The following is a 25,464-nucleotide window of genomic DNA, read 5'->3' on the forward strand; positions in this document are numbered from 1 at the left end:
TGCTCGTCGAGCGCGGACTGGCAGTCCGCAATTTGCGAGGGCGGCACCACTCCTTGCGCACGAGCACGTCGCGGCGCCTACTTGCAGCGAATAGTGAATAAATTTTGGCCGGCCTTTTCGCCCTTCTTGCCGGAAATTGTGCATTCCTTGGTATCGTCGTCGAGCCGTTTTGACAGCGAAATTTCATTGAGAACGCCATAGTCGCATTGCAACCACTTTCCGTTTGGATAGCGTCCTTCCAGGCTGTACTTGTCGATCCATTCGGTCTTACTTTTGCGCACGGTGTCGCCGATCATTTGCCCGAGATCCTGGGGCGGTCCATTTGTCGGGGCGGCGTTGTGCAGGAAGAGCGGGGCTGCAACATAGGTCTGCCATCCGGGCGGAGTGTTCGTCAACTTGACCGAGGCTTGCGGAATTTCGCCGGGGCACTCGATGCGTTGCTCCGCCGCTGCGGCCAATGGCGCCAGCAGGACGAGGGCGGAAATAGCTATCGGTTGAAAGCGAGTCATGCAGGCTTCCACAATATGTCAGGCATGGCGTAGAAGCCAAGACGGTGTCCGAAATTATTGTCCTCGCGCATTTTTTCTGTTTGCGCGAGCGCAAGCGTGGCTGTAATGGCCGAGAGGTGTGCCGGCCAACAACAGGCGACGCTTCAGTCAAGCCGCAATGGCCGGCGGGCATGAAGTAGAATCCGTGGGCATCCCGGCTGGGAGTCGTGCGCGGAAGGGCATTGCCTTTGTCGGCGGCACCCCGCGAACTTAGGTGGAGTAAGGCGACAAATTTGAGGAGCCAAATGGCGACAAGTAAGAAACCGTTCTCCCCCCTCGCGCCCCTGCTCGCGCAGCTGCACGGCGTTGCCGACAGCATCGCCGCCGCCGACGCCGGCGACGACCCGCGCGCCATCAAGAAGGCGCGGCTGGAACTGGAGCAGATCACCGCGCAGCTGAAGGCCGCCTCCGACCGGCTCGACCCCGTGTGGCGGCCCACGGCCATCTTCGACCCGTCCGACCCCAACACCGCCGGCCGCGTGGTCGCGCTGACCCTGGTGGCGCAGCCGCGCCACCCGCTGGCGGCCATTCCCGAGTTCTACGGCGCCGGCGTCTACGCCATCTACTACCGCGGCGACTTCGCGCCCTACGCGCCGCTGCGCGGCACCGACCACCCGATCTACGTCGGCAAGGCCGACCCGGACAACCCCGCCGCCAAGGACGCCGTCAGCCAGGGCGCCAAGCTGTCCGCCCGGCTCAACGAGCACGCCGGCAGCATCCGCAAGGCCGACAGCACGCTCAGCATCGACGACTTCGACTGCCGCTTCCTGATCGTCCAGACCGGCTTTTAAAAATCGGCCGAGGACTACCTGATCAACTTCTTCAAGCCGATCTGGAACTCCGAGACCAAGATCTGCTTCGGCCTCGGCAAGCACGGCGACAGCTCGGAAACCCGCGTCAACAAGCGCTCGCCCTGGGACACCATGCACCCCGGCCGCAAATGGGCCGACGCGACGACGGAGAACCAAAAGCCGGCGCAACTGATCGTCGAGCAGATCGCCGCCAACCTGGCCGCGCACCCGCCGTACCGCGACATCCAGCAGATCTTCGAACGCTTCACCGAGGACATGCGCCAGCTGAGCACCGAGCACTTCTACACGCCCAAGCGCGGCCCGGTGGAACTGAAGGACGCCGTGCCGCAAACGCTGCCCATGTTCCCCGACCACTAGCCGGCGACGGCCGCAGCCGCAGCCGCCGCTGCGCCGGGCGCGGCCCGCCGCCGCCGGCGCCACCGCCCGCGCCGCGCGCCGCCCGAGGCTAGTCGCGCAGCAGCCGGCAGACCTGCTCGGCCATCACCGCCGCCAGCCGCACCGGCACCGCGTTGCCCAGCTGGCGCATGGTCTCCGACCAGGTGCCGTCGAAGATGAAGTCGTCCGGGAAGGTCTGGATGCGGGCCGATTCGCGCACCGTGAAATAGCGCACCGAACCGTCCGGCCGGCGCAGCATGTTCTCGCCGCCCGGCACGCCGTGGTCGCCCGCCTTGAGCGCCTTGGCCGGCTCGTCCAGCGGACTGCCGGTGTGGCCCACATAGCTGCGCGCGCCCGGCTGGAAGCGGTGCGCCTGCGGCAGCTCCTTGCTCGGCTGGCGCTCCGGGTCGGGCAGGTCGGCGATGGCGTCGCGCACCGTCAGCCAGGGCAGCACGTCCGCGTTCGGATGCGCCGCCAGGATGGCGCTGAGCTTCTTGTCCATGCCCTCCGGCCGGGCCGGCCGGTTCCTGGCCGCCACCCGGTGCCGCGCCCAATATTCGCCGGTATGCCACTGCGACAGCAGCAGCGCGTCGTGGCTGTGCGTCTCGCGCGGAAACTCCCAGTCGATCTTGTCCTCCGCGCGGAAGCCGACGAAGAACACCCGCATGCGCTTTTGCGGCACGCCGTAGTTGGCCGCGTTCACCAGGCGGTGGTAGACGTGGTACTCGCTGGCCTTGCCGCCGGCCTTGTGCTTCTGTAAGCGCCGCAGATGGTCCGGCCACTGCTCCCTGGGTTTGGCCGCCAGCGAGGGAAACTCCAGCTGCAGCAGGATGTAGCTGAAGTAGTCGGCGAAGGCCGCGCGCGTGAGCCCCTGCACGTTCTCGAAGACGAAGGCGCGCGGCTTGGCCTCGCGCACCGCGCGTATCGCCTGCGGGAACATGTCGCGCTCGTCGAGGAAGCCGCCGTGCTTGCCGCCCATGGAGAAGGGCTGGCAGGGCGGCCCGCCGGTGATCAGGTCGATGCCCTGGTGGCCCGCGTAGACGAAGTTCTTGACGTCGCCCTCGGTCACGTCCGGCCAGTGGCTGATCGGCGCCACGTTGTTGCGCTTGTTGTTGCGGATGGTGTTGCAGGCGTGGCTGTTCCACTCCACCACCGCCCGGTGCCGCACGTCGTTGCCGGAAAACCCGAGCGCCAGCCCGCCGGCGCCGGCGAACAGCTCGATGGACTCCAGGGCGCGGGGAAGGACCGCTGGGCGCTTGTCCGTCAGGGCGGAGGTGAGGGGCGGGTTGTACATGGTTTTCTGATAGGGCCGGAACGAATCGATGTTGGTGGGGACGCGATCTAGCCGGTGGGTCTTTGCAAAGGCAAGTGGAGCGACAGCGCCGCGCGGAACGGGCTGCGCGGGGTAGGCATTACGTCAACTTTTCGACCGCCTGGGCGATTGAAATTTGTGCAGCAGTATAAAGCACCGGCGCCGCCGCGATCAAACCAAAAGATGAGGCGGCCAGCGTCGCCGGCGGCATCGGGCGGTTCGTCGCTTGCACTGTTGAGCTAATTTTACTGTGTTTTTATACAGCCCTCAACAACATAGCCTTGTGTTCGCGCAAACGGACCTTGAAGATTGCGCAAACAGCGCGATCATGGAGTGGTGTAGACGGCCGAAAATGGGAACAGCCGGCAGGCGGGTGGGGTGGTTCATGGTGGATAGCATCGATCAAGCGGCGCGCAGTGCGCTGATGAGCAAAATACGCGGCAAGAACACCCGCCCCGAGCTCATCGTGCGCAAGCTGGTGTACGCCGCCGGCTACCGCTATCGGCTGCACGTGCGCAAGCTGCCGGGCTCGCCCGACCTGGTTTTCGCGGGGCGGAAGAAGGTGATTTTTGTGCATGGTTGCTTCTGGCACCTGCATGAGAACTGCCGGTTTTCGCACATACCGAAATCTCGGGTGGAATTTTGGAGAGCAAAACTGAATGGGAATAAGCTCCGTGATGCGCGGACCACTGACTCGTTACGTCTGATCGGCTGGGGCGTGCTTGTTGTATGGGAGTGTGAACTACATGATTTGGCGGCGGTGCTGCATCGCATATCCGGATTCTTGGATTCATCTTTTGATGTGGGCGATCATTGAGATAGTTCCAATGCACTAGTTAGCGGAAAGTCATCATCTGAGACAGTCTTGAAATGCATCAATTTACTTCCAAGCAGTGATTTAGGTTTCGTCGTTGTAATTTGTCTGCTACTATTTCTTATGGGAATTATCATAAGGAATTGATATGCGTACAAAAGATGAAGTAATCAGTGGTGTCGCGACTTGGACGGTTTGGTGGCTTGCTGAACGACGCAAAAAACTCGTTGCCCAGCTATCAGATACGATGTCTGTCAATCCATTTTTGATGCCATTGCTTTTTGAATTCCACGGACTGGAATCTTTTTCGGAACTTAGTGACTTGATCGTTGGTGGGCATTTGATGACAGGCCACAGTACTGGATTCGGAAAACTGATTGATGAAAAGATATTGCCTAATGTTTTTGGAACGGCAAAATTAGATAATAATTACCGAAGAAATTCCGGATTTTCGGAGAGTTTTTTTGATGAAATCGATCATGTTGTAAGTAGATCGGATGGATCAAACGAGTTGCTCTCACTCAAGGCTGGAAAATGGACAATTCAACTTACGATGGCTGTTCAGCTAAATCATGCTTTTAATGAAATAGTTAAGGCTTTTCCTAATAGATTCTCACGCATAATCGTTGGAGTATTTTATGGGAGTGCAGATGGCTTGACCGATAAGTACAAAATTCTGAGAGGCGTTAATAATGGGAAAAATCACGATGTAATAGATTTAACCGATCATGTCTCCGTATATGCAGGGCGTGAATTTTGGAGCTGGTTGAATGACGGTGAGCCGCTTACCCAAGATTGGGTGCTACAAGGGTTCTTGATGGGGATCGAGGAACATCGTCGAGGTGAAGAAATGCAACCGAAGAAAGTGCATGAATATCTTCAAGAGTATAAGGAGAGTATACATGCGAAGTATGCGGGGTATACTTCCGCCGGAGTGGGGGGGATCAATTGGCCGCAGTTGCTGAGTGATATTAACGGATAAGTTTTCAGGCAGGGAGTTCCCTGCCTGTTAATCAATTAGATAACTCGAACTCAAATTGCGGTGTGTTGCTCTCCACAGTTTCTTCTTCGTCCGCGTAGTACGATACATCACCTGCTATTGCTTGCCCATTTTTCCAGAATTGACGAGTGCGTACATGCGGACGTAGGTGAATAATTCTATTCTCAAAGTTGGTTAGTGGACGTCGCTTATGCTTTTCTATTTCTGAAAATATTGCTTTAATTGCTTGTCCTGCCACCTCGCCTAGGCGAGTGGGTACGGCATTGCCAACTTGTCTAAATTTCGAAGTAGTCGAACCACAGAATTTCCAATCGCGTGGGAACTCTTGAATTGCAGCAGCCTCGCCAACTGAAATTGCACGTAGTTCAAGTGGATGGCACATGCTAGTACCTGCGTGATTTGGCATTGTAACAACAGTTGGGGACGGAAATGCAAATGATAATTTTCTCCAATATGCACTGCGGCCACCTTTCAGGAACCAACTTTTTCCCATCGATTCCTTTTGCACATCTAAGGGTAAACTGCGCCAATTTCCACCGGGTGGAATCATACTCAAGTATTCTAGTTTGCGAGGACTAAAATTCATGACTTCTGGGCACGGGTCTATAAAATTTTTACCAATTGCGTCACCAAGAGTGCGGAATGGCGGCAAATTATCCTCTGTTCGATTGCTGAATTGAGGTTCTGGCATATTGGAAATAATACCATGTCTATTCCCTATAAATAGCAATCGTTCACGAATTTGGGGAGCGCCGTAATTCACTGAATTTACAACGAAGCAGTCAACGCGATATCCAATCGAATTAAATTCAGCGAGTATTTTTTCTACCAAAGAACCTTTTTCCATCCACTTCGGGTCTAAATCTTCACCTTCAGCGAATTCTTTCGGAGAAAAAAGTGGCATTGAAAGCAGTCCTCGGACATTTTCCATAAGGAACACATCCGGTTGCGTTTCTGAAATTATTCTAATAAATTCAAATACCATTTTTCCGCGTGAGTCTGCAAGGCCTTGACGTTTTCCAAAAACGGAGAATGCCTGACAAGGAGGCCCGCCGACAACTAAACGGACTTTCTTTAGCTTAGCAAGCGCAAGCAAGTCCTTTCCCGTCAGATTCACAATCGATTCTTGCGATACAGCTAGGTTCGGTTTGTTTGTGCGTATGGTTTCCACTGCTTCAATGGAAATTTCATTGCAAGCAGCTGTTACAAATCCTGCTCGCTCGAGCCCTAGATCGAGACCCATTGCTCCGCTAAAAAGCGATATATACTTCATTTAATTATCACTCTGCCGTACAAAAATTCAATTTTTAATGAATTAGGATTTTTCGAATTCCAGAGATATTTTTCCTGAAAAACCTTATATAACATCAGACGTCGATGTTGCCAGCCCGCAGCGCATTGTTTTCGATGAACGCCCGACGCGGCTCCACATCATCCCCCATCAGCGTGGTAAAGATCTGATCCGCCGCAATCGCATCCTCAATCTGCACCTTCAGCAAACGGCGCACCTTCGGATCCATGGTGGTTTCCCACAGCTGAGCCGGGTTCATCTCGCCCAGACCTTTGTAGCGCTGCTTGGACACCACGCGTTCCGCCTCGTCGCGCAGGAACTGCATGGCGTGGTGGAAGTCGACCACGGCCGATTCCTTCACGCGCTCGCCTTCGCCACGGGTGACCACGGCGCCTTCGCCGATCAAGCCGGTGAAGGTGGCGGCGGCGTTGGCCAGCACGCCGTAATCAATACCCTGGACGAAGTCGGCATCGATCGCGGTGACCTTCACGTTACCGTGGTGCATGCGCTCGATCCACAGCATGTGCTTCTCGGACAGCTCGTCCGAGCGCACCGACACCTTCACGGCGATGTCGTTGATGTTCTCGGCCAGCGCGCGGGCCGACACTTCGGCCTGCTCCAGCGTGTCCAGGTTCAGCGTCACGCCGGTCATGATGGCGGTCAGCGCGGCGCGGTCGATCACGCGGGTCAAACGGGTCATGATGGCGTTGGCCAGGTTGAACTTGCGCACCAGCTCGGCCAGCGGCTCGCCGACGATGGGGTCGGCGCCTTCGCGCGGGATCAGCACGGCGGTGTTCAGCGCCACGCTCATCATGTAGCTGGCTTCCTCCACGTCGTCCTTGAGGTAGCGCTCGTCGCGGCCGGCCTTGACCTTGTACAGCGGCGGCTGGGCGATGTAGATGTGGCCGCGCTCGACCAGTTGCGGCATCTGGCGGTAGAACAGGGTCAGCAGCAGGGTGCGGATGTGGGCGCCGTCGACGTCCGCATCGGTCATGATGATGATGCGGTGGTAGCGCAGTTTTTCGACGTTGAACTCGTCCGGTCCGATCGAGGTGCCCAGCGTGGCGATCAGCGTGGTGATCTGCTCGGACGACAGCATCTTCTCGAAGCGCGCCTTCTCCACGTTCAGCACCTTGCCGCGCAGCGGCAGAATGGCCTGGAACTTGCGGTCCCGGCCTTGCTTGGCCGAGCCGCCTGCGGAGTCACCCTCGACCACGTAGAGTTCGCACAGGGCGGGGTCTTTTTCCTGGCAGTCGGCCAGCTTGGCCGACAGGCCCAGGCCGTCCATCACGCCCTTGCGGCGGGTCAGGTCGCGGGCCTTGCGGGCCGCTTCGCGCGCGCGCGCCGCTTCGACGATCTTGCCGCAGATGATTTTGGCGTCGTTCGGTTTTTCCTGCAGGTAGTCCGACAGCGTCTTGGCGACGATCTCTTCGACCGGGCCGCGCACTTCCGACGAGACCAGCTTGTCCTTGGTTTGCGAGGAGAACTTCGGCTCCGGCACCTTGACCGACAGCACGCAGGTCAGGCCTTCGCGCATGTCGTCACCGGTGATCTCGACCTTGGCCTTCTTGGCGAACTCCTGCTCGTCGATGTATTTGTTGATGACCCGGGTCATCGCGGCGCGCAGGCCGGTCAGGTGGGTGCCGCCGTCGCGCTGCGGGATGTTGTTGGTGAAGCACAGCACCTGCTCGTTGTAGGCGTCGTTCCACTGCATCGAGACGTCGACGGTGATGTTGGTGTTCTGGTCCGACATGCGTTCGCCGGTGGCCTGGAACACGGTCGGGTGCAGCACCGTCTTGGCCTTGTTGATGTATTCGACGAAGCCGCGCGTGCCGCCCTCGAAGGCGAAGATCTCTTCCTTGCCGTTGCGCTGGTCGGTCAGCTTGATGTTGACGCCGTTGTTGAGGAAGCTCAGCTCGCGGATGCGCTTGGCCAGGATCTCGTAGTGGAACTCGACGTGGTTGAAGATCTCCTCGTCGGCCCAGAAGTGGACGTCGGTGCCGCGCTTGTCGGTGTCGCCGATGACCTTGATCGGCGAGACGGCGAAGCCGTCGCGCGTGTCGAGCTCGCGGTTTTGCGGCACGCCACGGACGAACTCCATGTAGTGCACCTTGCCGTCGCGGCGGATGGTCAGCTTGAGCAGCTTGGACAGGGCGTTGACGCAGGACACGCCGACGCCGTGCAGGCCGCCGGACACCTTGTAGCTGTTCTGGTCGAACTTGCCGCCGGCGTGCAGCTCGGTCATGACGATTTCGGCCGCCGAGCGTTTCGGGTCGTGCTTGTCGTCCATTTTCAGGCCGGTCGGCACGCCGCGGCCGTTGTCGGTGATCGAGATCGAGTTGTCCGAGTGGATGGTGACGTGGATCTCGGTGCAGTGGCCGGCCAGCGATTCGTCGATCGAGTTGTCCAGCACTTCGAACACCAGGTGGTGCAGGCCGGTGCCGTCCGAGGTGTCGCCGATGTACATACCGGGACGTTTGCGCACGGCTTCCAGGCCTTCCAGGATCTGGATGGAGGACGCACCGTATTCTTCCTGCTTGGCCGGGACTGGATTCTCTTGTGGGCTATCGGACATGGACTGCTTTCTCAAATAACGAATTACTGGGAACTTCTAAAACCACTGCTGCCGGCCGCGCTGACAACGCGCGGCCAACTTAAATGCGCATCGGCATGACGACGTACTTGAAGTCGGTGTTGTCCGGGATCGAGATCAGCGCCGACGAGTTCGAGTCGCCCAGGGCGATGTTGATCTGGTCGCACTTCAAATTGTTGAGCACGTCGAGCAGGTAGGTGACGTTGAAGCCGATGTCGACGCTGTCGCCGCCGTAGTCGATCTCCAGTTCCTCGACCGCTTCTTCCTGGTCGGCGTTGGTCGAGCTGATCTTCATGCTGCCCGGGGTCATGATGCAGCGCACGCCCTTGAACTTGTCGCTGGTCATGATGGCGGCGCGTTGCAGCGAACGCAGCAGCTCGTCGCGGCCGATGGTGAACTCGTTCTTGTAACCCTTGGGGATGACGCGGGTGTAGTCGGGGAACTTGCCCTCGACCAGCTTGGAGATCAGTTCGATGTCGGCGAAGGTCAGCTTGACCTGGTTCGCCGCGATGTCGAGCTGCACCGGCTCGTCGTTCTCTTCGAGCAGGCGCTGCAGCTCGATGATGGTCTTGCGCGGGATGATCACTTCCTGGCGCTCGAAGGTTTGCTCGGTCTCCACTTGGCAGAAGGCCAGACGGTGGCCGTCGGTGGCGACGGCGATGACGTTCTTGCCGTCCAACACCAGCAGCAGGCCGTTCAGGTAGTAGCGGATGTCCTGCTGGGCCATGGAGAAGTGGACCATGTTGAACAGGTGCTTGAGCGTCTTCTGCGGCAGGGTGACGGTGGCGTTGTAGCTCTCGGCCTGTTGCACGGTCGGGAACTCTTCGGCGGCCAGGGTTTGCAGCGCGAAGCGCGACTTGCCGGTTTGCACGGTCAGGCGCTTGTTGAGCAGGGTCATCGTCACGTCGCCGGACTCGGGCAGGGCGCGCAAAATGTCGAGCAGCTTGCGCGCGGCCACGGTGGTGCCGGTCACTTCATGGCCGGAGCCGATGTCGGCGTGGGTGGTGATCTGCACTTCCGTGTCGGTCGACAGGAAGGAGACGCTTTCGCCTTCTTTGCGGATGAGGATATTGGCCAGAATCGGCATAGTGTGCCGACGCTCGACAATACCGCTCACGATCTGCAGTGGCCGGAGAAGGGTATCTCGGGTGGTTTTGACCAATTGCATAGTTATCCTCAATGGTAAGTTTTAAAGATGCTTTTATAACAATGTTGCTAATTAATTCTGTTTGGCGGAAAGCACAAATGTTTGCCTGAATCATAATGGCAAACCGGCGCACAGGCCAGCACTTGCGATTTCGTCCGCGCGCCGGCCGCTTTGCTTGCTCAGGGTCAGACTTACTTGCTCAGGGTCAGACCTACATGCTCAGGGTCAGACCCTAGGGTCTGACCCTATGCTTTGGCCCCATGCCCCTTTAGCCTTTGAGCGTCTGCTCCAGCACGTGCAGCTCGTGGTTGCACTCGGGGTTCTTGGTGCGGTCCAGCGCGATCTTGCGCACCGCGTGCAGCACGGTGGTGTGGTCGCGGCCGCCGAACAGCTCGCCGATCTCCGGCAGACTCTTCTGCGTCAACTCCTTGGCCAGGTACATGGCGATCTGACGCGGCCGCGCGATGTTGGCGGGGCGGCGCTTCGAGTACATGTCGGCGACCTTGATGTTGAAGAAGTCGGCCACCGTCTTCTGGATGTTTTCCACGGAAATCTGGCGGTTCTGCACCGACAGCAAATCCTTCAGCGCCTCTTTCACGATGTCGATCGTGATGTCCTTGCCGTGGAAGCGCGAGTACGCCAGGATCTTGCGCAGCGCGCCTTCCAGCTCGCGCACGTTGGAGCGCAGGTGCTTGGCGACGAAGAAGGCGACGTCGTCGGAGAACGTCACGCCCTCCTGCTTGGCCTTCTTCAACAGAATCGCCACGCGCATTTCCAGCTCCGGCGGTTCGATCGCCACGGTCAGGCCGGAGTCGAAGCGCGAGATCAGGCGGTCGTCCATGCCGGTGATCTCTTTCGGATAGGTGTCGCTGGTGATGATGATCTGTTTCTTCGCGGCGATCAGCGCCTCGAACGCATAGAAGAACTCTTCCTGCGTGCGGCTCTTGCCGCCGAAGAATTGAATATCATCGATCAACAGCATGTCGAGCGAGTGGTAGTAGTGCTTGAAGTCGTCGAAGCCCTTGCGCTGGTAGGCCGTCACCACGTCGCGCACGTATTGCTCGGCGTGGATGTAGCGGATCTTGGCGCCCGGCTGGTCGGCCATTACCTGGTTGCCGATGGCGTGGATCAAGTGGGTCTTACCCAGGCCCACGCCGCCGTAGAAGAACAGCGGGTTGTAGGACACGCCCGGATTGTTGGCCACCTGGATGGCGGCGGCGCGCGCCAGCTGGTTGGCCTTACCGGTGACGAAGCTGTCGAAGGTCAGGTCGGTGTTGATGCGGCTTTGCTCGCGCCGTGGCGCGGCGCTGGCCGGCAGCTCGGGCACGGAGGGCACCGGATCGGCCATGCGGGCGTTGCCGGATGGGACGCCACCGTTGTTGTCGGGCACGGGTGCCACGCTGGCGACCTTTTTCGGCGCCGACAGGCGCGGGTCGAGCACGAACTGCACCTCGGTCGGCGCTTCCCAGTACTGGCAGGCCAGCGCGGTGATGCGGCTGGCGAACTGGGTCTTGACCCAATCGAGCTTGAAGCGATTGGGAGCGGCCAGACGCAACTTGCCCTCCTCGTAATCGAGGGGGATGAGCGGTTTAATCCACGCACTGAATTGTTGCGGCGTCAGCTCCAGTTCCAACTGCGCGGAACAGGTCTGCCAGAAATTTTCCATGAATCGTCTACTGTGAAAAGGTGTGGGAGGGCGTATCGATACTGCCCCGGCGAGCAGTCCAGAACTGGATCGCAGCGCGAGGGCTCGCCACACGTAACGCGCTATTCTACTCTCGCCGGAGAAAGTTATCCACAGGCACGACGCTTATTTTCGCACTTCGGCGGGGTCCCAAAGCGCTTCGGGGGCTACTTTGCTGTTGACAGGCGGGACTGAAATGCTGATAATTCAGGGTTCCCCGCCCGTATTCCGTGTTTATTCACTTATATGGAGTAAGCGTGGATATCAGCGGGCGATGAGATGGACCCAGCTTGTGCCGGAGTGTTGGCATAAGTGCGCGAAATGTCATTGGCACCAAAAACTGACGGGACGTCAGACCCGATTTTGCATTTTTTTTGCTTTTTAGCGAGACCAACATGAAACGTACTTACCAACCTTCCGTTGTACGCCGCAAGCGTACGCACGGCTTCCGCGCTCGTATGGCTACCCGTGGTGGCCGTGATGTGCTCAACGCACGTCGCGCAAAAGGCCGCAAGCGTCTGGCCGTATAAGCCAGACCTTGTTAGCTGATCGCGTGGACAGCTCTAGCGGCTCGACAGGCGAAGGTTCTCACGACTTCGCGCGCGTTCGGCGCATCATTAAAACGGATGAATTTTCATCCGTTTTTCGTTTGCGCCCTACACAGAAAACTGCGCATTTCGTGCTCTATACCCGTCTGAACCAACTGCCGCATGCGCGGCTGGGCGTCGTGGTGGCGAAGCGGTTCGCGCCGCGCGCGGCCACGCGCAACACGATCAAGCGCGTCACGCGCGAGCTGTTCCGCCAAACCGGCCTGCCGGCCATCGATTGCGTGGTGCGCCTGGCCAAGCCGGTCAACACCAAGGACGGCCCGGCCACCACCGCCAAGCTGAAGACGGCTTTGCGGGTGGAATTGACGCGCCTGTTCGCCGCGCAGGCGGCGCAGGAGCGCCAGGCCAGGAGCGCCGCTGCAAGCGCGGCGGCGAACCTGGCCGAAGCGCCGGCCGAAGCGAGCGCGCCCGCCGCCATGCCGGACATTGGCAACGGCAACAGCAACGGCGCCGACGCCACCTCCAGCGCCATGCCGAACACCAGCTCTGCGGCGCCATGAAAACCCTGCTAAGCTTCTTGCTTCGCGCCTACCAGCTGACCATCAGTCCGCTGATGGGGCCGCGTTGCCGCTTCTACCCCAGCTGCTCGAACTATGCGCTCGAGGCGCTGCGGGTGCACGGCGCCGCCAAGGGCAGTGCCCTGGCGGCGCGGCGGGTGTGTCGCTGCCATCCCTGGAACGAGGGCGGCTTCGACCCCGTGCCTGCCAAGGACGGGGCGCAAGACAGCACCGATTCTTCAACGACCGCTTGCGGTTGCAACCACTCCTGATCAATACCCTAATGGATATCAATAAACGTACCATCCTTTGGATCGTGTTTGCCGTGTCGCTGGTAGTTCTCTGGAACAACTGGATGGTATCGAATGGCAATCCGTCCATGTTCGCGCCGACCCCGCCGGCCGTCACGGCCAAGGCCGCCGACGCGAAGAAATCCGACCTGCCGGCCGCCGCCAGCGCAGTGGCCACCGCAGCCGCAGCCGTACCCGGCGCGCCCGGCGCCGCCGCGCCGTTCAAGAGCGAGCGCATCACCATCACCACCGATGTGATCCGCGCCGACATCGACACCCTGGGCGGCCAGATCGTGCGTCTGGAGCTGCTCAAGTTCAAGGACGGCATCGACACCAGCAAGAACCAGGTGTTGTTCGAAGCCAGCGCCAAGAAGTCCTACCTGGCCCAGACCGGCCTGGTCGGCGCAGCCGGCCTGCCGAACCACAACACCGGTTTCGTCGCCAAGCCCGGCGCGCGCATGCTCAACGACGGCAGCCAGATCCAACTGGTGCTGGAGGCGGAGCAGGGCGGCGTCAAGCTGACCAAGACCTTCACCTTCAAACGCGGCGACTATGTGGTCGACCTGCAGCACGACGTGAGCAACGTCGGCGCGGCGCCGGTCAAGCCCGAGCTGTACATGCAGCTGGTACACGACGGCAACAAGCCCGAGGGCGAGTCCTACTTCAACAGCAGCTACACCGGCCCGACCCTGTACACCGACGCCGACAAGTACCACAAGCTGCAGTTCGAAACCGTGGAGAAAGAGGCGGCGGAATCGGTCAAGACCGGCAAGCCGGTGGTGATGGACCACCCGACCAAGGCCGACAACGGCTGGGTCGCCGTCTCGCAGCACTTCTTCGTCTCGGCCCTGGTGCCGCAGGACAAGCTGGCGCGCGACATCTTCACCAAGAAGGTCGACACCAACCTGTACGCCATCGGCGTGGTCCAGCCGCTGGGCACCCTGGCGCCCGGCGCCACCGTGAGCAACCACGCCAAGCTGTATTCCGGCCCGCAGGAAGCCAAGCTGCTGGAAAAGGTCACGCCGGGCCTGGACCTGGTCAAGGACTACGGTTTCCTGACCATCATCGCCAAGCCTATCTTCTGGGTCATGGAGCAGTTGCACGCGGTACTGGGCAACTGGGGCTGGACCATCATCGTCTTCACCATCCTGATCAAGCTGGCCTTCTTCCCGCTGTCGGCCGCCGGCTACCGCAGCATGGCCAAGGTGAAACTGGTCACGCCGAAGATGCAGGCGATCCGCGAGCGCCACAAGGGCGACCCGGCCAAGATGAACCAGGCCACCATGGAGCTGTACAAGGCCGAGAAGATCAATCCGCTGGGCGGCTGCCTGCCGATCCTGGTGCAGATGCCGGTCTTCATCGCCCTGTACTGGGTGCTGCAGGCGTCGGTGGAGATCCGCGGCGCGCCGTGGATCGGCTGGATCACCAACCTGGCCGCGCCCGATCCTTGGTTCATCCTGCCGGTGCTGTACGCTATTTCGATGTACATCACCACCAAGCTGAACCCGGCCCCGGCCGATCCGATGCAGGCCAAGATGATGTTGTTCATGCCGCTGGCCTTCTCGGTGATGTTCTTCTTCTTCCCGTCCGGCCTGGTGCTGTACTGGGTGGTGAACAACGTGCTGTCGATCGGTCAGCAGTATGTGATCTCGAAGAAATACGCCGCGCCAGCCGCCGCGTAATGTAGGCACAACCCGCCTGTTGTGAAAAAGCCCGTGCCCCGCACGGGCTTTTTTTTAACCACCCCGCAAGGCGCTACGCTCGGGGTCTGACCCCGTACGGGGTCAGACCCCTGCCGTTATGGGGGCCAGCCGGGCAGCACAAGCCGCCACAGAATCCACCGCAATAATTTACAATCATTCCATGAAACTAGACTCCTCCCCCATCGCCGCCATCGCCACCGCACCGGGGCGCGGCGGCATCGGCGTCGTGCGCGCCTCCGGCAAGAACCTGCAACCCTTGATGAGCGCGCTGTTCGGCGCCACCGCGCTGGCGCCGCGCCACGCCACCTACATCCCGTTCCGCCAGGCCGACGGCACGCTGATCGACCAGGGCATCGCCATCCACTTCAAGGGGCCGCAGTCCTACACCGGCGAGGACGTGCTGGAGCTGCAGGGCCACGGCGGCCCCATCGTGCTGCAACTGCTGCTGGCGCGCGTGCTCGAGGCCGGCGCCGAGAGCGGCCTGCGCCTGGCCGAGCCGGGCGAGTTCACCCGCCGCGCCTATTTGAACGACAAGCTCGACCTGGCCCAGGCCGAGGCGGTGGCCGACCTGATCGACGCCTCCACCGAGGCGGCCGCCAAGTCGGCCTCGCAGTCGCTGTCGGGCGCGTTCTCGAAGACCGTCAACACCCTGGTCGACGGCGTGACCAATCTGCGCATGCTGGTCGAGGCCACGCTCGACTTTCCCGAGGAGGAGATCGACTTCCTGGAGAAGTCCGACGCGCGCGGCCAGCTGGCCGGCATCGTCGCCTCGCTGCAGCAGGTGTTCAAGCAGGCCGCCCAAGGCGCGCTGCTGCGCGAGGGGCTCAACGTGGTGCTGGTGGGCCAGCCCAACGTCGGCAAGTCGTCCCTGCTCAACGCGCTGGCGGGGGCCGACGTGGCCATCGTCACGCCGATCGCCGGCACCACCCGCGACAAGGTCAGCGAGACCATCCAGATCGAGGGCATTCCGCTCAACATCATCGACACCGCCGGCATCCGCACCATCGACGACGCCGTCGACGTCGTCGAGCGCATCGGCATCGAGCGCACCTGGGGCGAGGTGGCCAAGGCCGACGTGATCCTGCACCTGCTCGACGCCGACCACGGCCCCTCGCGCGCCGACGACCACATCGTCGCCGCCTTCCCGGCCGGCGTGCCGGTGCTGCGGGTGTGGAACAAGATTGACCTGTCCGGCCACAAGGCGGCGGTCGACGCGATGGCGGACGCCACCCACATCTACCTGTCGGCGCACGAGCACATCGGCATCGACCTGCTGCGCGCCGAGCTGCTGCGCATCGCCGGCTGGCAGCAGACCGGCGAGTCGCTCTACCTGGCGCGCGAACGGCATTTGATCGCGCTGAAGAACGCCGGCGCCCACCTGGACCGCGCCGGCGAGCACGCCGCGCAGAACGACCAGTCGCTCGACCTGTTCGCCGAGGAGCTGCGGCTGGCCCAGGCGCAGTTGTCGAGCATCACCGGCGCCTTCTCGTCGGACGATCTGCTCGGCGTGATCTTCGGCCGCTTCTGCATCGGTAAGTAGGCGCTCACTCATGGCCATCCCGCAAAGCAAGGCAGAGTTGTTGGCCGCCATCGACGGCAGCTATGGCAAGGTGTTGAAGGCCTTCGAGGAGGTGCCGGCGGCGCGGGCGCGCGACGCCGTGCTGGAGGGCCACGCCAAGGGCACCACCATGAGCGTGGCCGATCTGCTGGCCTACCTGGTCGGCTGGAACGAGCTGGTGCTCAAGTGGATCGCCCACGACGAGGCCGGCCAGGCGATCGACTTCCCCGAGACGGACTTCAAGTGGAACGAGCTGGGCCGGCTGGCGCAGAAGTTCTATGCCGACTACGCGGCGCTGCCGTATCCGCAGCTGCTGCAACGCTTCGCCGAGGCCAAGGCGGGCATCGTCGGCCGGATCGCGGCGCGCGACGACGCGGCGCTGTACGGCCGCCCCTGGTGCGGCAAATGGACGATGGGCCGCATGATCCAGTTCAACACCTCCTCGCCCTACGACAACGCGCGCGGCCGCCTGCGGCAGTGGCGCAAGGCGCAGGACGCGCCGGCCCCGCCCTAGCGCGCCGGTGCCGATTGCGGCGGCCGGCGACAACGCGGGACGCACAGATTTCCTTCCGCGACGCTATCGGCGGAGGCCTTTTCATTGAAAAAAATATCCCCCCGGCGGACTGCGGGGCGCACCCTATGAACGTGTATGCTGCTGAGTGTCGCGGCGCTGTTGCTTGTGTCGCGGAGGCCGCAAAGCGGCGCGGCGAACCTGCTATTATTTGTGCGGTTGGTCGGCCGGCGTGGCCGTCACCGGCCGGCGCGGCGACACGATGGCGCGGGCCGTGGCGGCATCTGGAGAACCCGCCACGGCGTTGATAATTCTCATGCCTGACGTATTCCACTGAAGTAACCTTGCTACGAGACTTGATGTACTAGCTGAATCGAGGGGGAGATCTTGGAACCGATACCAGAGAGCGTACCGGACGGCGCGGCCGCTACGACACCGCCGGCCTCGCCCGCCGCGCGCGCGCGCCAAGCCCTGCCGCCGAAGGGGGCGTGTTGGTATTGCGAGCGTCCGCTCGACAGCGTGCGCCGCTTCTGCGGCAAGGAGTGCGCCGACGCCTTCGACGAAGAAAAGGAATTCACCCGCTGAGCGGCGCTCCGTCGTCGCCGGCGCCATCGCCGGCCGCCAGCACGGCCAGGGCCGCCTCAAAATCAAACCGTTGTGCCGCCGTGTCCAGCCGGCGCCAAGCGGGCTCGCCAAGATGGGCCGCCAGTTGCGCGGCCGTCCCCTCCAGCAGGTCGATCGCCGCGCCGTCGCCGTCGCGCAGTAGCTGCGCCAGTTGCGCGCACAGCTGCGCGGCCGGGATGGCGGCCATGGCGGTCGCAGCGGCGGCCGCCTCTGCCGTCGGGTTCGCCGCCGCCATGGCGGTTTGGGCTGCCAGCCGTTCGAGCCGGGCGATCTGTTCGATCCGCTCGAACAGCTGGCCTAGCGCCCGTTCCAGGCCATCCAACGCCTCCCATGCCCCGGCCGCCGGCGGTGCCGCCGCCGCAGGCACAGCGTTGCCACCGCCGCTGTTGCAGCCGCCGTCGCCGCTGCTGTTGCCGCCGTTGCCGTCGCGGTGGTGCCGGCCGCCGCGCAGCGCCGTGTCGATCACCGCCGCCAGGGCGCACACCTGGCCGGCGCCGATCAAGCCGGCGGCGCCCTTGAGCGTGTGCGCCAGGCGTCCGGCGGCGTCCGTCTGGCCGGCGTCGAGCGACTGGCGCAGGCGCGCCGCCGTGTCGGCGTAGTCGCCGGCGAAGCGGCGTAGCAGTTGGTGGTAGAGCGGGCGGGCGCCCATCAGGCGCCGCAGCCCGTCGGCCGTGTCGAGCACAGGATCGGCAGCGGCCGCCGTTGCCGCGTTGTCGTTGGCGGCGGGCGGGCGCGGCGGCCTCACTTGGTGCTGAACGACCAGTCGCGCGTGACGGCGACGCCGTCCACGGTGCCGGCGAAGCTGACTTCGTAGGTGCTGGCCGCGCTGAGCACGGCCAGCGGGATGATGGCGGCGACCGACACCGCGACCTTGCTGTCGGTGCCGCGGCTGAGCAGTTGCGTGTTCAGCGCGGTGCCGCCGCGCGGCCGCACGGTGAAGCTGTGCACCAGCACCACGGCGCTGGCGTCGGCGTGCACGCTGATTGGATAGCCGACCTCGTTGCGGCCGTCGACCGGATCGGGCTTTTCGTTGTCGCTGAAAAAGTTGGTCGGCACCCGGCTTTGGCTGTTGAACGGATACACCGCCAGCTTGCCACTGCCGAGTCCGGCGCTATAGCCGTTGCTGGCCGCCATGTCGCTGGTGAAGTAGGTGTAGCCGTTGCTGCCGGCGGCGCTGGCGGCGCCGGTGCCGATCTCGCGGAACAGCGGTTCGAAGATGACGAAGCGGTGGTAGATCGCGGTGATCAGCTCCTCGGCCTGGTAGAAGCCGGAGGTCTCGGTGGTGGCGGAGATCACTTCGCCATAGGCGAAGGGGCGCACCAGCGCGTAGCCGGCGGCGGCCAGGCGGTTTTCCGGCGTGGTGCCGGTGAAGCCGGGCCGGCCGGCGATCTGGTCGTGGGTGATGGTGTTGTTCAGGCGCTGGTAGTCGGAATGGCCTTGGGCGGCGGCGTCGATCTTGGCGTTGCGGACCAGCACGGACAGGCCGAGCTGACTACGCCGGTAGTTGATCCAGTTCATGCCGTCGAGCGCGGTGTTGCCGCTGAAGGCGGGCGCGCCCGGCTCCTGCGGCAGCGTGCTGGGGGCGGTGGGCGCGGGCGCGCTGGCGACACCGCCGCCGCCACCGCCGCAGGCGCCCAACAGCGCGGCCAGCAACACGGACGACAGCGCCATCGTCCCGCGCGAAACTGCGAAGTGCCAACGCCGCCGTAATGTCATGGTGAGCTCCTGTGGGTTCGGGCGGTATGCCGTGAGTCAAGTCGGACCCGCGAAAGGACAGTGTGGGCTTGCCCCGATTCTATGTCAATTTGCGCCGGCGTCGGGTTTCTCTTGCGTCAAACGAACAAGGCGGTGCGCCACGCCGCGTCCGGCGCACGGGTTAAAATGCTCGCCTTGGCAGCCTCGTTTGCCGTTTTTTGATTGCTTTCCAATTTGAAGCCTATCCTCCACGCGCGCCTGCAGCGCGCCAAGTTCGCCCTGCCCAGTATTGTCACCCTGATGTCGATCGCCTGCGGCTTCGGCAGCATGGTGGTCTCGGTCGACAACGCCGTCGTCGGCAACGCCGCCGACTACCGCCTGGCCGCCTTGCTGCTGGTGTTGGCCGGGGTGTTCGACGCGCTCGACGGCTATGTCGCCCGCGCCACCGGCACCAGCTCCGACTTCGGCCTGCAGCTCGACTCGATCGCCGACGTGATGAACTTCGGCTGCGCGCCGGCCCTGCTGCTGTATTGCTACGGCTTCGTCCAGTTGGGCGCGCACGAGCCGACCCTGCTGCGCCTGGGCGGCATGGCCAGCTTCTTCTTCGTCGCCTGCGGCGCCATGCGCCTGGCGCGCTTCAATGTGAACGTGGGGCGCACCGACCCGCGCTACTTCGTCGGCATTCCGATCACCGCCGGCGCCGCCTGCGTCGCCTCGGTGGTGGTGGCCTGGCCCGATCCGGCCGCCAGCATGCTGCACGGCGGCCTGCTGGTGTTGCTGCTGTTCGGCGTCGGCAGCCTGATGGTGTCGACGCTGCGTTTCCCCAGCTCGAAGCAGAAGAAGAGCGTGGCGCTGTTGCTGGTGTTGCTGCTGGCGGTAGGCCTGCTGGTCTGGCTGCAAAGCTACTTTTTCGTGCTGTTCTTCGCCCTCTACATCGCCGCCACGGCGGCGCTCAACCTGGCCTGGCATTTGGGCTGGCGCGGCATCGCGCCGCCCGAGGTCTACGACGAGCCTTAAGCTGCGCGCCGGCCGCTGCCGGCCGGCATGGCGTCGTGCGCGCCGCCGCGCGGCCGCGCCGTCGGCTCAGGCCACCTCGTGGCCGCGCGCCGCGCGCAGGATGTCGAACCACTGGTTGCGGCTGAGCGTGAAGCCGGTCGCCCGCACGGCGTCGGCGATCGCCTCGATGCGGCCGCTGCCGGTCAGCGGTAGCGGCCGGCAGGGCAGTTGCATGATCCAGGCGAAGACCACGCTGGCGAAGGGCTGCTGTAGTTCGTCGGCGATGGCCTGGATCACCGGCCGCAGGCGCGCGCCGGCGGCGTCGCCGCCGGCGAACAAACGGCCGCCGCCCAGCGGCGACCAGATCATCGGCGCCACGCCGGCGTCCTGCAAGCCATCGAAGGTTTCATCGAACAGCGGCGCCACCTGCAGCGGCGAGAACTCGACCTGGTTGGTGGCCAGCGGAATGCGCCGGTGCAGGCAGTCGAACTGGTGGCGGCTGAAGTTGGACACGCCGAAGTGGCGCACCTTGCCGTCCTGGCGCAAGCGGGTGAAGGTGGCGGCGATCTGCTCGAAGTCCATCAGCGGATCGGGCCGGTGGATCAGCAGCAGGTCGAGGTGGTCGCTGCCGAGCCGGCGCAGCGATTGCTCGACCGAGGCGGTGATGTGGGCATCGCTGGTGTCGTAGTGCTGGATGGCGTGCTCGGGGTGGCGCGGCGAGAGCAGCTTGATGCCGCATTTGCTGATCAGCTGCATGCGCGCGCGCAGCGACGGTTGCAGCGCCAGCGCCTCGCCGAACAGGGACTCGACGCCGTAGTCGCCGTAAATGTCGGCGTGGTCGAAGCTGCTCACGCCCAGTTCCAGGCACTGTTCCAGGAAGGCGACGCGCTGCGCCGCGCTCATGCCCCATTCGTTCATGCGCCACATGCCGGCGACGATGCGCGACAGTTCGGGGCCGCCCTTGCTGGTGGTCTGGGTCGGGCAGCGGGGGACGGCGGTGGCGGGCTGGGTCATGGTGGCTTTCTCGGGGCGACAACGGTGGATGCGGCGGGGGCCGCTTGGCTGCCGTCGATTATAGCGACGATTCCGACACGGCATCTGTAGTATTGTTACATCACCGTCCGCGCCGCTGCGATCCCCGGGCTGCGGGCAAGACCCAAGGGCACAAGCTAGGGTCAGACCCTAGGGTCTGACCCTGGAGTCTGCCGCTGGGGTTTGCTAGCGTCACCGGCACATTGCAGCGCCATCCGCGCAAAAAAAACCCGCGAAGCTCGCGGGTTTTTTGCTACAGCGGCAGGGCTTATTTCAGCCACAGGCGCATCGAGTCCCAGGCGCGGCCGAAGATCGAGGCCTGGGTGATCGGCTCGAGCGCGACCACCGGCAGTTCCAGCAGCGGCTTGCCGTCGACCATCATCTTCAGCGAGCCGACGCGGCTGTTCTCGGCCAGCGGCGCGACCAGCGGGCCCTTGCGCTCGAGCAGCGGCTTCATCTTGCCGGCGACGCCCTTCGGCACCGTCACCATGACGTCGTTGGCGAAGCCGATCTTGACGGTGCCCTTCGAGCCCTTCCAGATCTCCGGCGTGGCGATGGCCTGGCCCTTGGAGTACAGCTTGACCGTGTCGAAGTTCTGGAAGCCCCAGTTGAGCAGCTTCTGGCTTTCCTGCGTGCGCGCCTGGTCCGACGAGGTGCCCAGCACCACCGAGATCAGGCGCCGCTCGCTGGCGCCGTTGGGCCGGTGCGCCGAGGCGATCATGCAGTAGCCGGCGGCCTCCGTGTGGCCGGTCTTCATGCCGTCCACGGTCGGGTCCAGCCACAGCAGGCGGTTGCGGTTGGGCTGGGTGATCTTGTTGTAGGTGAAGCTCTTGACCGAGTCGATCTTGTAGAACTCGGGGTAGTCGAGGATCACGCGCTTGGCCAGCACCGACAAGTCCTGCGCCGTCGAATAGTTTTCCGGGCTGGGCAGGCCGTGCGGGTTGGCGAAGCGGGTGTTGGTCAGGCCCATGCGCTGGGCTTCGCGGTTCATCAGCACGACGAAGGCGGCCTCGTCGCCGGCGACGGCCTCGGCCAGGGCGACGGCGGCGTCGTTGCCCGACTGCACCATCAGGCCGTGCAGCAGGTCGTTGATCTTGACCGGGGTGGCCGGGTCGATGAACATCTTCGAGCTGCTGGCGTCGACCTTCCAGGCGCGGGTCGAGACGTTGACCATCTGGTTGATGTCGAGCTTCTTGTCGCGCAGGGCGGCGAAGGTGACGTAGGCCGTCATGATCTTGGTCAGCGAGGCCGGTTCGATGCGGGCGTTGGGGTCTTGCGAGGCGATGATCTGGCCGCTGGTGGCGTCGAGCAGCAGCCAGGACTTGGCGGCGATGGTCGGCGCCGGCAGGGTCTGCGCCACGGCGGCGGAGAGCATCAGCACACTGGTGGCCAGTGCCGCGATAAATTTTTTCATGGGAACTAGTCTGCGTAGTGGTAAAAAAGAACTGCGGCCGGCCGGAGTGTCCGGCCGGAAAAACAAGCCACATTATAGGGCTTGCTCGGCGGGCGCGGCGTCCCCTTGCCACAGCTGGCCTATCCAGCTCTTGATGTGCTGTAGCTTGCGGTGGAAGAAGTGGTCGGCGCCGGGGATGACGATCACCGGAATGTCCTGCGGCCGCGCCCAGTCGAGCACGTCCTTGAGCGGGATGGCCTCGTCGAGCTCGCCGTGGATCAGGATGCTGTCGGCCGGGATGTCGGCCATCGCCCACTTGCCGGCCGCGCTGCCCACCAGCACCAGGCGCTCGGCCGGCGCGCCGGCGGCGGCCATGCGCCGCGCCAGCTGCGACTGCACGAAGGTGCCGAAGGAAAAGCCCGACAGCGCCACCGGCAGGCCGGGATACCGCGCCCGCATGTGTTCGAGCAGCAGGGCCATGTCGTCGGTCTCGCCGAGGCCGTGGTCGTGCACGCCATCGGAGGCGCCGACGCCGCTGGAAGTTGATGCGCGCCGCCACGTAGCCGAGGCCGACGAAGGTGCGCGCCAGCGTCTGCGCCACCTTGTTGTCCATCGTGCCGCCGTACAGCGGATGCGGGTGGGCCACCAGCGCGATGCCGCGCGGCGCCTGTTGCGGATGGTCGAGCAGGCCTTCCATCAGGCCGGCGCCGCCGGCCAGGGTGAATTTTTCGGAGTTCTTGTTCATGTGGGCTGGGCGAATTAGAGTTTCAGGCGGTCCACCACCACGCCCTTGAGCAGGTGGCTGTCGACCATCTCGTCGATGTCGCTGGTGTCGACGTAGGTGTACCAGACGCCCTCGGGATAGACCACCAGCACCGGGCCGTCGTCGCAGCGGTCGAGGCAGCCGGCCTGGTTGATGCGCACCTTGCCGGGGCCGTTGATGTCGAGCTCCTTGCAGCGCTTCTTGGCGTGTTTCTGCGCCACCTCGGCGCCGTGCTCGCCGCAGCAGTTGCGGCCGTCGTCGCGCTGGTTCATGCAGAAGAACACGTGGCGCTGGAAGTAGGGGGTGTCGGCGCCTGGTTCGGCGGCGGTGTCTGGAGTGGTGCTCATGGCGCTCTCGAAAATGGTGTCAGGCGTAATGATACCCGTCTACGGCCGGTTCAGCTTGTGCGAGGGCAGCCACAGGAACCAGACGGCGCAGAAGGGCCACAGCAGCGAGAGGAACTGGGCGGCGCCGTTGAAGTTGAGGAACTTGCCCTGCACCCAGCTCTGCAGGGTGGCGACGAAGTAGGGGTTGGCCGGCGTGGTGTTGATCACCAGCAGGCCCAGCAGCAGGGTCAGCACGGCCAGCCGGCGCTGCGCGGCGTGCGGCGCGAAGGCCAGGCCGGCCAGCATGATGGCGCCGATCAGCAGGCCGCCCTGGGCGCCCGGGGTGACCCAGGCGAAGGCGTTCTCCGGCGAGAACAGCAGCGCCGTGGCCAGCGCCTTGACCACGATGGCCGAGGCGATCAGCGCCGCCACCAGGGCGCCGCGCGGCGCCGACCGGCGCAGCAGGCACAGCAGGGTGAGGCCGGCGCCGACCATGCCGCAGGCGGTGATGATGACTTCCCGACAGCCAGTACTGCTCGACGCTGAGCACGGTGTCGGGCCGCAGGTAGCTGGCCAGGTCGATCTCGGTGTCGAGCAGCAGCGACAGCCAGTCCGACAGGATGGGCAGCAGCTGGCCCAGGCCGAACAGGAAGTTCTGCGGATAGATCTGCGCCAGCGGCCACAGCGCCAGCAGCACCAGGCCCTGGCTGGCGTGCTGGGCGAACCAGCGCTGGCGCAGGTGGTACAGGCTGCTGCGGTCGAGCAGTTTGCGCACGCTGAGCGCGCCGATGGCGGCGCCGACGCAGCAGCCGGCGGCGTTGGTGTAGAAGTCGAGGTTGGACGAGACGCGGCTGGGCAGGTAGGTTTGCACGCCCTCCATCAGGCCCGACAGCAGCAGGCCGGCGGCGCTGGCCAGCGCGAACGCGGCCCAGCCCTTGACGCGCGGGTACAGCGCGTAGACCAGCAGGCTGCCCAGCGGGATGTAGCCGACCACGTTGGTGATGGCGTCGAACTTGGTCCAGTAGCGCGGCATGCTGATGTGTTCGAGGAAGATCAGCGGCGACAGGCCCTGGTTGTGCCAGCCCGAGAAGGGGAACCAACTGGCGTAGACGATCAACAGCACGTAGGACAACAGCGTCGCGCGCGCCACCGGCGAGGCGCGGCCGGCGGCGGGCGTGGCCGGCGTGGCCGGAGCGGCGGCGGGGGCCGGCATGTCGCTCATGGGCTTGGGCTCGCTGCTTGGCTCACGGCCTGGTCCACTACTTGGCGGCGGCCGGCAGTGTCGCCAGCCAGGTTAGCAGGTCGGCGCTGAGGGCGTCGCTGGCCTCGGCCAGGGCGCGCGCGCCGCCGCCGGCGTCGGCGCTGGCGGCCGGGCTGCTGCGGGCGAAGGTGCGCTGGTCGAGCAGCTGGTGGTTGCGGAAGGCCGAGGCGCGCAGGCGGATGCTGCCCTGGCTCTGGCTGGCGCTGCTGAAGGTCTGGGCGAACTCCTCGACCTCGACGCGCAGCAGCATGGCGCCGGCGGCGGCGTCGCTAGGCGCCAGCACCTTCACGCCGGCCTGGGCCACGCGCGCCTTCAGGCGCTGGGTGAGCAGCTGCAGCGGCGTGCCGCTCCAGTGGTTGTAGGCGTAGGGCCGGGTTTGCTGGGCGTCGGCGTAGAGCAGGCGGTAGTGCATGCGCTCGCTGTCGAGCGCGGCCGGGCCGCTGACGTCGGCCATCACCAGCGCGGCCGGCTTGGCGGCGGCGGCAGTGGTGCTGGCGGCGGCGGGCAGGGGGCCGAAGTCGTAGTTGGCCGGCGCCGGGCTCTTGCTGGCGCAGCCGGCCAGCGCGGCGGCGGCCAGCGCCAGGAGCAGCGCCGGCACGCGGTGCCGGCGGAACAGGGGGGATGGGCTCAC

22 protein-coding genes and 3 pseudogenes are annotated in these 25,464 nt (G+C 63.7%); 11 read left to right on the forward strand and 14 right to left on the reverse strand.

Translation table 11 applies throughout. The features are described from left to right. Window positions 1–77: 77 nt before the first annotated feature. Window positions 78–509 carry an STY0301 family protein gene (locus QC826_RS30930; protein WP_279763841.1) on the reverse strand — a complete coding sequence of 144 codons (432 nt, stop codon included), beginning with the start codon at window positions 507–509 and terminating at the stop codon, window positions 78–80. A 284-nt stretch (window positions 510–793) separates the two neighbouring features. On the opposite strand from QC826_RS30930, the pseudogene QC826_RS30935 reads away from it, so the two are divergent. Further along, window positions 794–1,717 (forward strand): annotated as a pseudogene (locus tag QC826_RS30935) (Eco29kI family restriction endonuclease). An 88-nt stretch (window positions 1,718–1,805) separates the two neighbouring features. Here QC826_RS30935 and QC826_RS30940 read toward each other — a convergent pair. Beyond that, entirely contained in the window at window positions 1,806–3,029 is a 1,224-nt protein-coding gene (locus QC826_RS30940) for a DNA cytosine methyltransferase (RefSeq protein ID WP_279763842.1), read from the reverse strand. A gap of 403 nt (window positions 3,030–3,432) precedes the next feature. Between QC826_RS30940 and QC826_RS30945 the strand changes: the two genes are divergently transcribed. Continuing rightward, window positions 3,433–3,864, forward strand: coding sequence for a very short patch repair endonuclease (locus tag QC826_RS30945; RefSeq protein ID WP_279763843.1), 432 nt, complete (start codon window positions 3,433–3,435; stop codon window positions 3,862–3,864). Between the two features lie 145 nt (window positions 3,865–4,009). Then, window positions 4,010–4,843: a hypothetical protein gene (locus QC826_RS30950; RefSeq protein WP_279763844.1), complete on the forward strand. Its 834-nt coding sequence runs from the start codon at window positions 4,010–4,012 to the stop codon at window positions 4,841–4,843. Window positions 4,844–4,874: 31 nt separating this feature from the next. Here the strand turns inward: QC826_RS30950 and QC826_RS30955 are convergent, their stop codons facing one another. The 4 genes from QC826_RS30955 to dnaA all read right to left on the reverse strand — a co-directional run bounded on the left by QC826_RS30955 (window position 4,875) and on the right by dnaA (window position 11,558). Continuing rightward, a complete protein-coding gene (locus QC826_RS30955; RefSeq protein ID WP_279763845.1) occupies window positions 4,875–6,134 on the reverse strand; it encodes a DNA cytosine methyltransferase in 1,260 nt (419 codons plus the stop codon). Between the two features lie 94 nt (window positions 6,135–6,228). Further along, window positions 6,229–8,727: a DNA topoisomerase (ATP-hydrolyzing) subunit B gene (gene gyrB / locus QC826_RS30960; protein WP_279763846.1), complete on the reverse strand. Its 2,499-nt coding sequence runs from the start codon at window positions 8,725–8,727 to the stop codon at window positions 6,229–6,231. Between the two features lie 79 nt (window positions 8,728–8,806). Continuing rightward, on the reverse strand, window positions 8,807–9,913 hold the full coding sequence (gene dnaN / locus QC826_RS30965) for a DNA polymerase III subunit beta (protein WP_099414458.1): 1,107 nt from the start codon (window positions 9,911–9,913) through the stop codon (window positions 8,807–8,809). Window positions 9,914–10,160: 247 nt separating this feature from the next. Next, window positions 10,161–11,558 carry a chromosomal replication initiator protein DnaA gene (gene dnaA, locus QC826_RS30970; RefSeq protein WP_093391145.1) on the reverse strand — a complete coding sequence of 466 codons (1,398 nt, stop codon included), beginning with the start codon at window positions 11,556–11,558 and terminating at the stop codon, window positions 10,161–10,163. A gap of 413 nt (window positions 11,559–11,971) precedes the next feature. On the opposite strand from dnaA, the gene rpmH reads away from it, so the two are divergent. The 7 genes from rpmH to QC826_RS31005 all read left to right on the forward strand — a co-directional run bounded on the left by rpmH (window position 11,972) and on the right by QC826_RS31005 (window position 17,328). Beyond that, complete coding sequence (gene rpmH / locus QC826_RS30975; RefSeq protein ID WP_010401996.1) at window positions 11,972–12,106, forward strand: 50S ribosomal protein L34; 135 nt, start codon at window positions 11,972–11,974, stop codon at window positions 12,104–12,106. 23 nt (window positions 12,107–12,129) lie between these two features. Next, window positions 12,130–12,684, forward strand: coding sequence for a ribonuclease P protein component (gene rnpA / locus QC826_RS30980; protein WP_409567915.1), 555 nt, complete (start codon window positions 12,130–12,132; stop codon window positions 12,682–12,684). Then, window positions 12,681–12,953: a membrane protein insertion efficiency factor YidD gene (gene yidD, locus QC826_RS30985; protein ID WP_093391142.1), complete on the forward strand. Its 273-nt coding sequence runs from the start codon at window positions 12,681–12,683 to the stop codon at window positions 12,951–12,953. Before rnpA ends, yidD begins: the two co-directional genes overlap by 4 nt. Window positions 12,954–12,964: 11 nt before the next feature. Then, the gene (yidC, locus tag QC826_RS30990; RefSeq protein WP_279763848.1) at window positions 12,965–14,653 is read left to right on the forward strand and encodes a membrane protein insertase YidC; all 1,689 of its coding nucleotides are present in this window, start codon (window positions 12,965–12,967) and stop codon (window positions 14,651–14,653) included. Between the two features lie 181 nt (window positions 14,654–14,834). Beyond that, window positions 14,835–16,214, forward strand: a complete 1,380-nt coding sequence (gene mnmE, locus QC826_RS30995) for a tRNA uridine-5-carboxymethylaminomethyl(34) synthesis GTPase MnmE (RefSeq protein WP_093391139.1) — start codon at window positions 14,835–14,837, stop codon at window positions 16,212–16,214. Window positions 16,215–16,224: 10 nt separating this feature from the next. Continuing rightward, window positions 16,225–16,746 (forward strand): ClbS/DfsB family four-helix bundle protein, encoded by a 522-nt coding sequence (locus QC826_RS31000; protein WP_279763849.1) that lies wholly within the window; start codon window positions 16,225–16,227, stop codon window positions 16,744–16,746. Between the two features lie 384 nt (window positions 16,747–17,130). After that, complete coding sequence (locus QC826_RS31005) at window positions 17,131–17,328, forward strand: hypothetical protein (protein ID WP_093391246.1); 198 nt, start codon at window positions 17,131–17,133, stop codon at window positions 17,326–17,328. Here QC826_RS31005 and QC826_RS31010 read toward each other — a convergent pair. Together QC826_RS31010 and QC826_RS31015 are read right to left on the reverse strand one after the other, a co-directional pair. After that, the gene (locus QC826_RS31010) at window positions 17,318–18,112 is read right to left on the reverse strand and encodes an Hpt domain-containing protein (RefSeq protein ID WP_279763850.1); all 795 of its coding nucleotides are present in this window, start codon (window positions 18,110–18,112) and stop codon (window positions 17,318–17,320) included. The genes QC826_RS31005 and QC826_RS31010 overlap by 11 nt on opposite strands. After that, a complete protein-coding gene (locus QC826_RS31015; RefSeq protein WP_279763851.1) occupies window positions 18,109–19,038 on the reverse strand; it encodes a CAP domain-containing protein in 930 nt (309 codons plus the stop codon). Before QC826_RS31015 ends, QC826_RS31010 begins: the two co-directional genes overlap by 4 nt. 258 nt (window positions 19,039–19,296) lie before the next feature. On the opposite strand from QC826_RS31015, the gene pssA reads away from it, so the two are divergent. Then, entirely contained in the window at window positions 19,297–20,079 is a 783-nt protein-coding gene (gene pssA / locus QC826_RS31020; protein ID WP_409567739.1) for a CDP-diacylglycerol--serine O-phosphatidyltransferase, read from the forward strand. Window positions 20,080–20,145: 66 nt separating this feature from the next. Here the strand turns inward: pssA and QC826_RS31025 are convergent, their stop codons facing one another. The 6 genes and pseudogenes from QC826_RS31025 to QC826_RS31050 all read right to left on the reverse strand — a co-directional run bounded on the left by QC826_RS31025 (window position 20,146) and on the right by QC826_RS31050 (window position 25,464). Beyond that, the gene (locus tag QC826_RS31025; RefSeq protein WP_279763852.1) at window positions 20,146–21,072 is read right to left on the reverse strand and encodes an aldo/keto reductase family oxidoreductase; all 927 of its coding nucleotides are present in this window, start codon (window positions 21,070–21,072) and stop codon (window positions 20,146–20,148) included. 286 nt (window positions 21,073–21,358) lie between these two features. Further along, entirely contained in the window at window positions 21,359–22,504 is a 1,146-nt protein-coding gene (locus QC826_RS31030) for a D-alanyl-D-alanine carboxypeptidase family protein (RefSeq protein WP_279763853.1), read from the reverse strand. A gap of 72 nt (window positions 22,505–22,576) precedes the next feature. Continuing rightward, a pseudogene (locus QC826_RS31035) lies at window positions 22,577–23,228 on the reverse strand (alpha/beta hydrolase). A gap of 14 nt (window positions 23,229–23,242) precedes the next feature. After that, window positions 23,243–23,593, reverse strand: a complete 351-nt coding sequence (locus QC826_RS31040; RefSeq protein WP_279763854.1) for a (2Fe-2S) ferredoxin domain-containing protein — start codon at window positions 23,591–23,593, stop codon at window positions 23,243–23,245. Between the two features lie 39 nt (window positions 23,594–23,632). Continuing rightward, window positions 23,633–24,794 (reverse strand): annotated as a pseudogene (locus tag QC826_RS31045) (VanZ family protein). Window positions 24,795–24,831: 37 nt separating this feature from the next. Next, the gene (locus QC826_RS31050; RefSeq protein ID WP_279763855.1) at window positions 24,832–25,464 is read right to left on the reverse strand and encodes an ABC-type transport auxiliary lipoprotein family protein; all 633 of its coding nucleotides are present in this window, start codon (window positions 25,462–25,464) and stop codon (window positions 24,832–24,834) included.

The sequence above is a fragment of the Rugamonas sp. DEMB1 genome (assembly GCF_029834475.1).
GTDB lineage: Bacteria > Pseudomonadota > Gammaproteobacteria > Burkholderiales > Burkholderiaceae_D > Rugamonas > Rugamonas rubra.

Excerpts from the sequence above, each read along its gene's own strand:
- QC826_RS30930 (WP_279763841.1), bottom strand. The coding sequence starts at position 509 with ATGACTCGCTTTCAACCGATAGCTATTTCCGCCCTCGTCCTGCTGGCG.
- QC826_RS30940 (WP_279763842.1), bottom strand. The coding sequence starts at position 3,029 with ATGTACAACCCGCCCCTCACCTCCGCCCTGACGGACAAGCGCCCAGCG.
- QC826_RS30945 (WP_279763843.1), top strand. The coding sequence starts at position 3,433 with ATGGTGGATAGCATCGATCAAGCGGCGCGCAGTGCGCTGATGAGCAAA.
- QC826_RS30950 (WP_279763844.1), top strand. The coding sequence starts at position 4,010 with ATGCGTACAAAAGATGAAGTAATCAGTGGTGTCGCGACTTGGACGGTT.
- QC826_RS30955 (WP_279763845.1), bottom strand. The coding sequence starts at position 6,134 with ATGAAGTATATATCGCTTTTTAGCGGAGCAATGGGTCTCGATCTAGGG.
- gyrB (WP_279763846.1), bottom strand. The coding sequence starts at position 8,727 with ATGTCCGATAGCCCACAAGAGAATCCAGTCCCGGCCAAGCAGGAAGAA.
- dnaN (WP_099414458.1), bottom strand. The coding sequence starts at position 9,913 with ATGCAATTGGTCAAAACCACCCGAGATACCCTTCTCCGGCCACTGCAG.
- dnaA (WP_093391145.1), bottom strand. The coding sequence starts at position 11,558 with ATGGAAAATTTCTGGCAGACCTGTTCCGCGCAGTTGGAACTGGAGCTG.
- rpmH (WP_010401996.1), top strand. The coding sequence starts at position 11,972 with ATGAAACGTACTTACCAACCTTCCGTTGTACGCCGCAAGCGTACGCAC.
- yidD (WP_093391142.1), top strand. The coding sequence starts at position 12,681 with ATGAAAACCCTGCTAAGCTTCTTGCTTCGCGCCTACCAGCTGACCATC.
- yidC (WP_279763848.1), top strand. The coding sequence starts at position 12,965 with ATGGATATCAATAAACGTACCATCCTTTGGATCGTGTTTGCCGTGTCG.
- mnmE (WP_093391139.1), top strand. The coding sequence starts at position 14,835 with ATGAAACTAGACTCCTCCCCCATCGCCGCCATCGCCACCGCACCGGGG.
- QC826_RS31000 (WP_279763849.1), top strand. The coding sequence starts at position 16,225 with ATGGCCATCCCGCAAAGCAAGGCAGAGTTGTTGGCCGCCATCGACGGC.
- QC826_RS31015 (WP_279763851.1), bottom strand. The coding sequence starts at position 19,038 with ATGGCGCTGTCGTCCGTGTTGCTGGCCGCGCTGTTGGGCGCCTGCGGC.
- QC826_RS31025 (WP_279763852.1), bottom strand. The coding sequence starts at position 21,072 with ATGACCCAGCCCGCCACCGCCGTCCCCCGCTGCCCGACCCAGACCACC.
- QC826_RS31030 (WP_279763853.1), bottom strand. The coding sequence starts at position 22,504 with ATGAAAAAATTTATCGCGGCACTGGCCACCAGTGTGCTGATGCTCTCC.
- QC826_RS31040 (WP_279763854.1), bottom strand. The coding sequence starts at position 23,593 with ATGAGCACCACTCCAGACACCGCCGCCGAACCAGGCGCCGACACCCCC.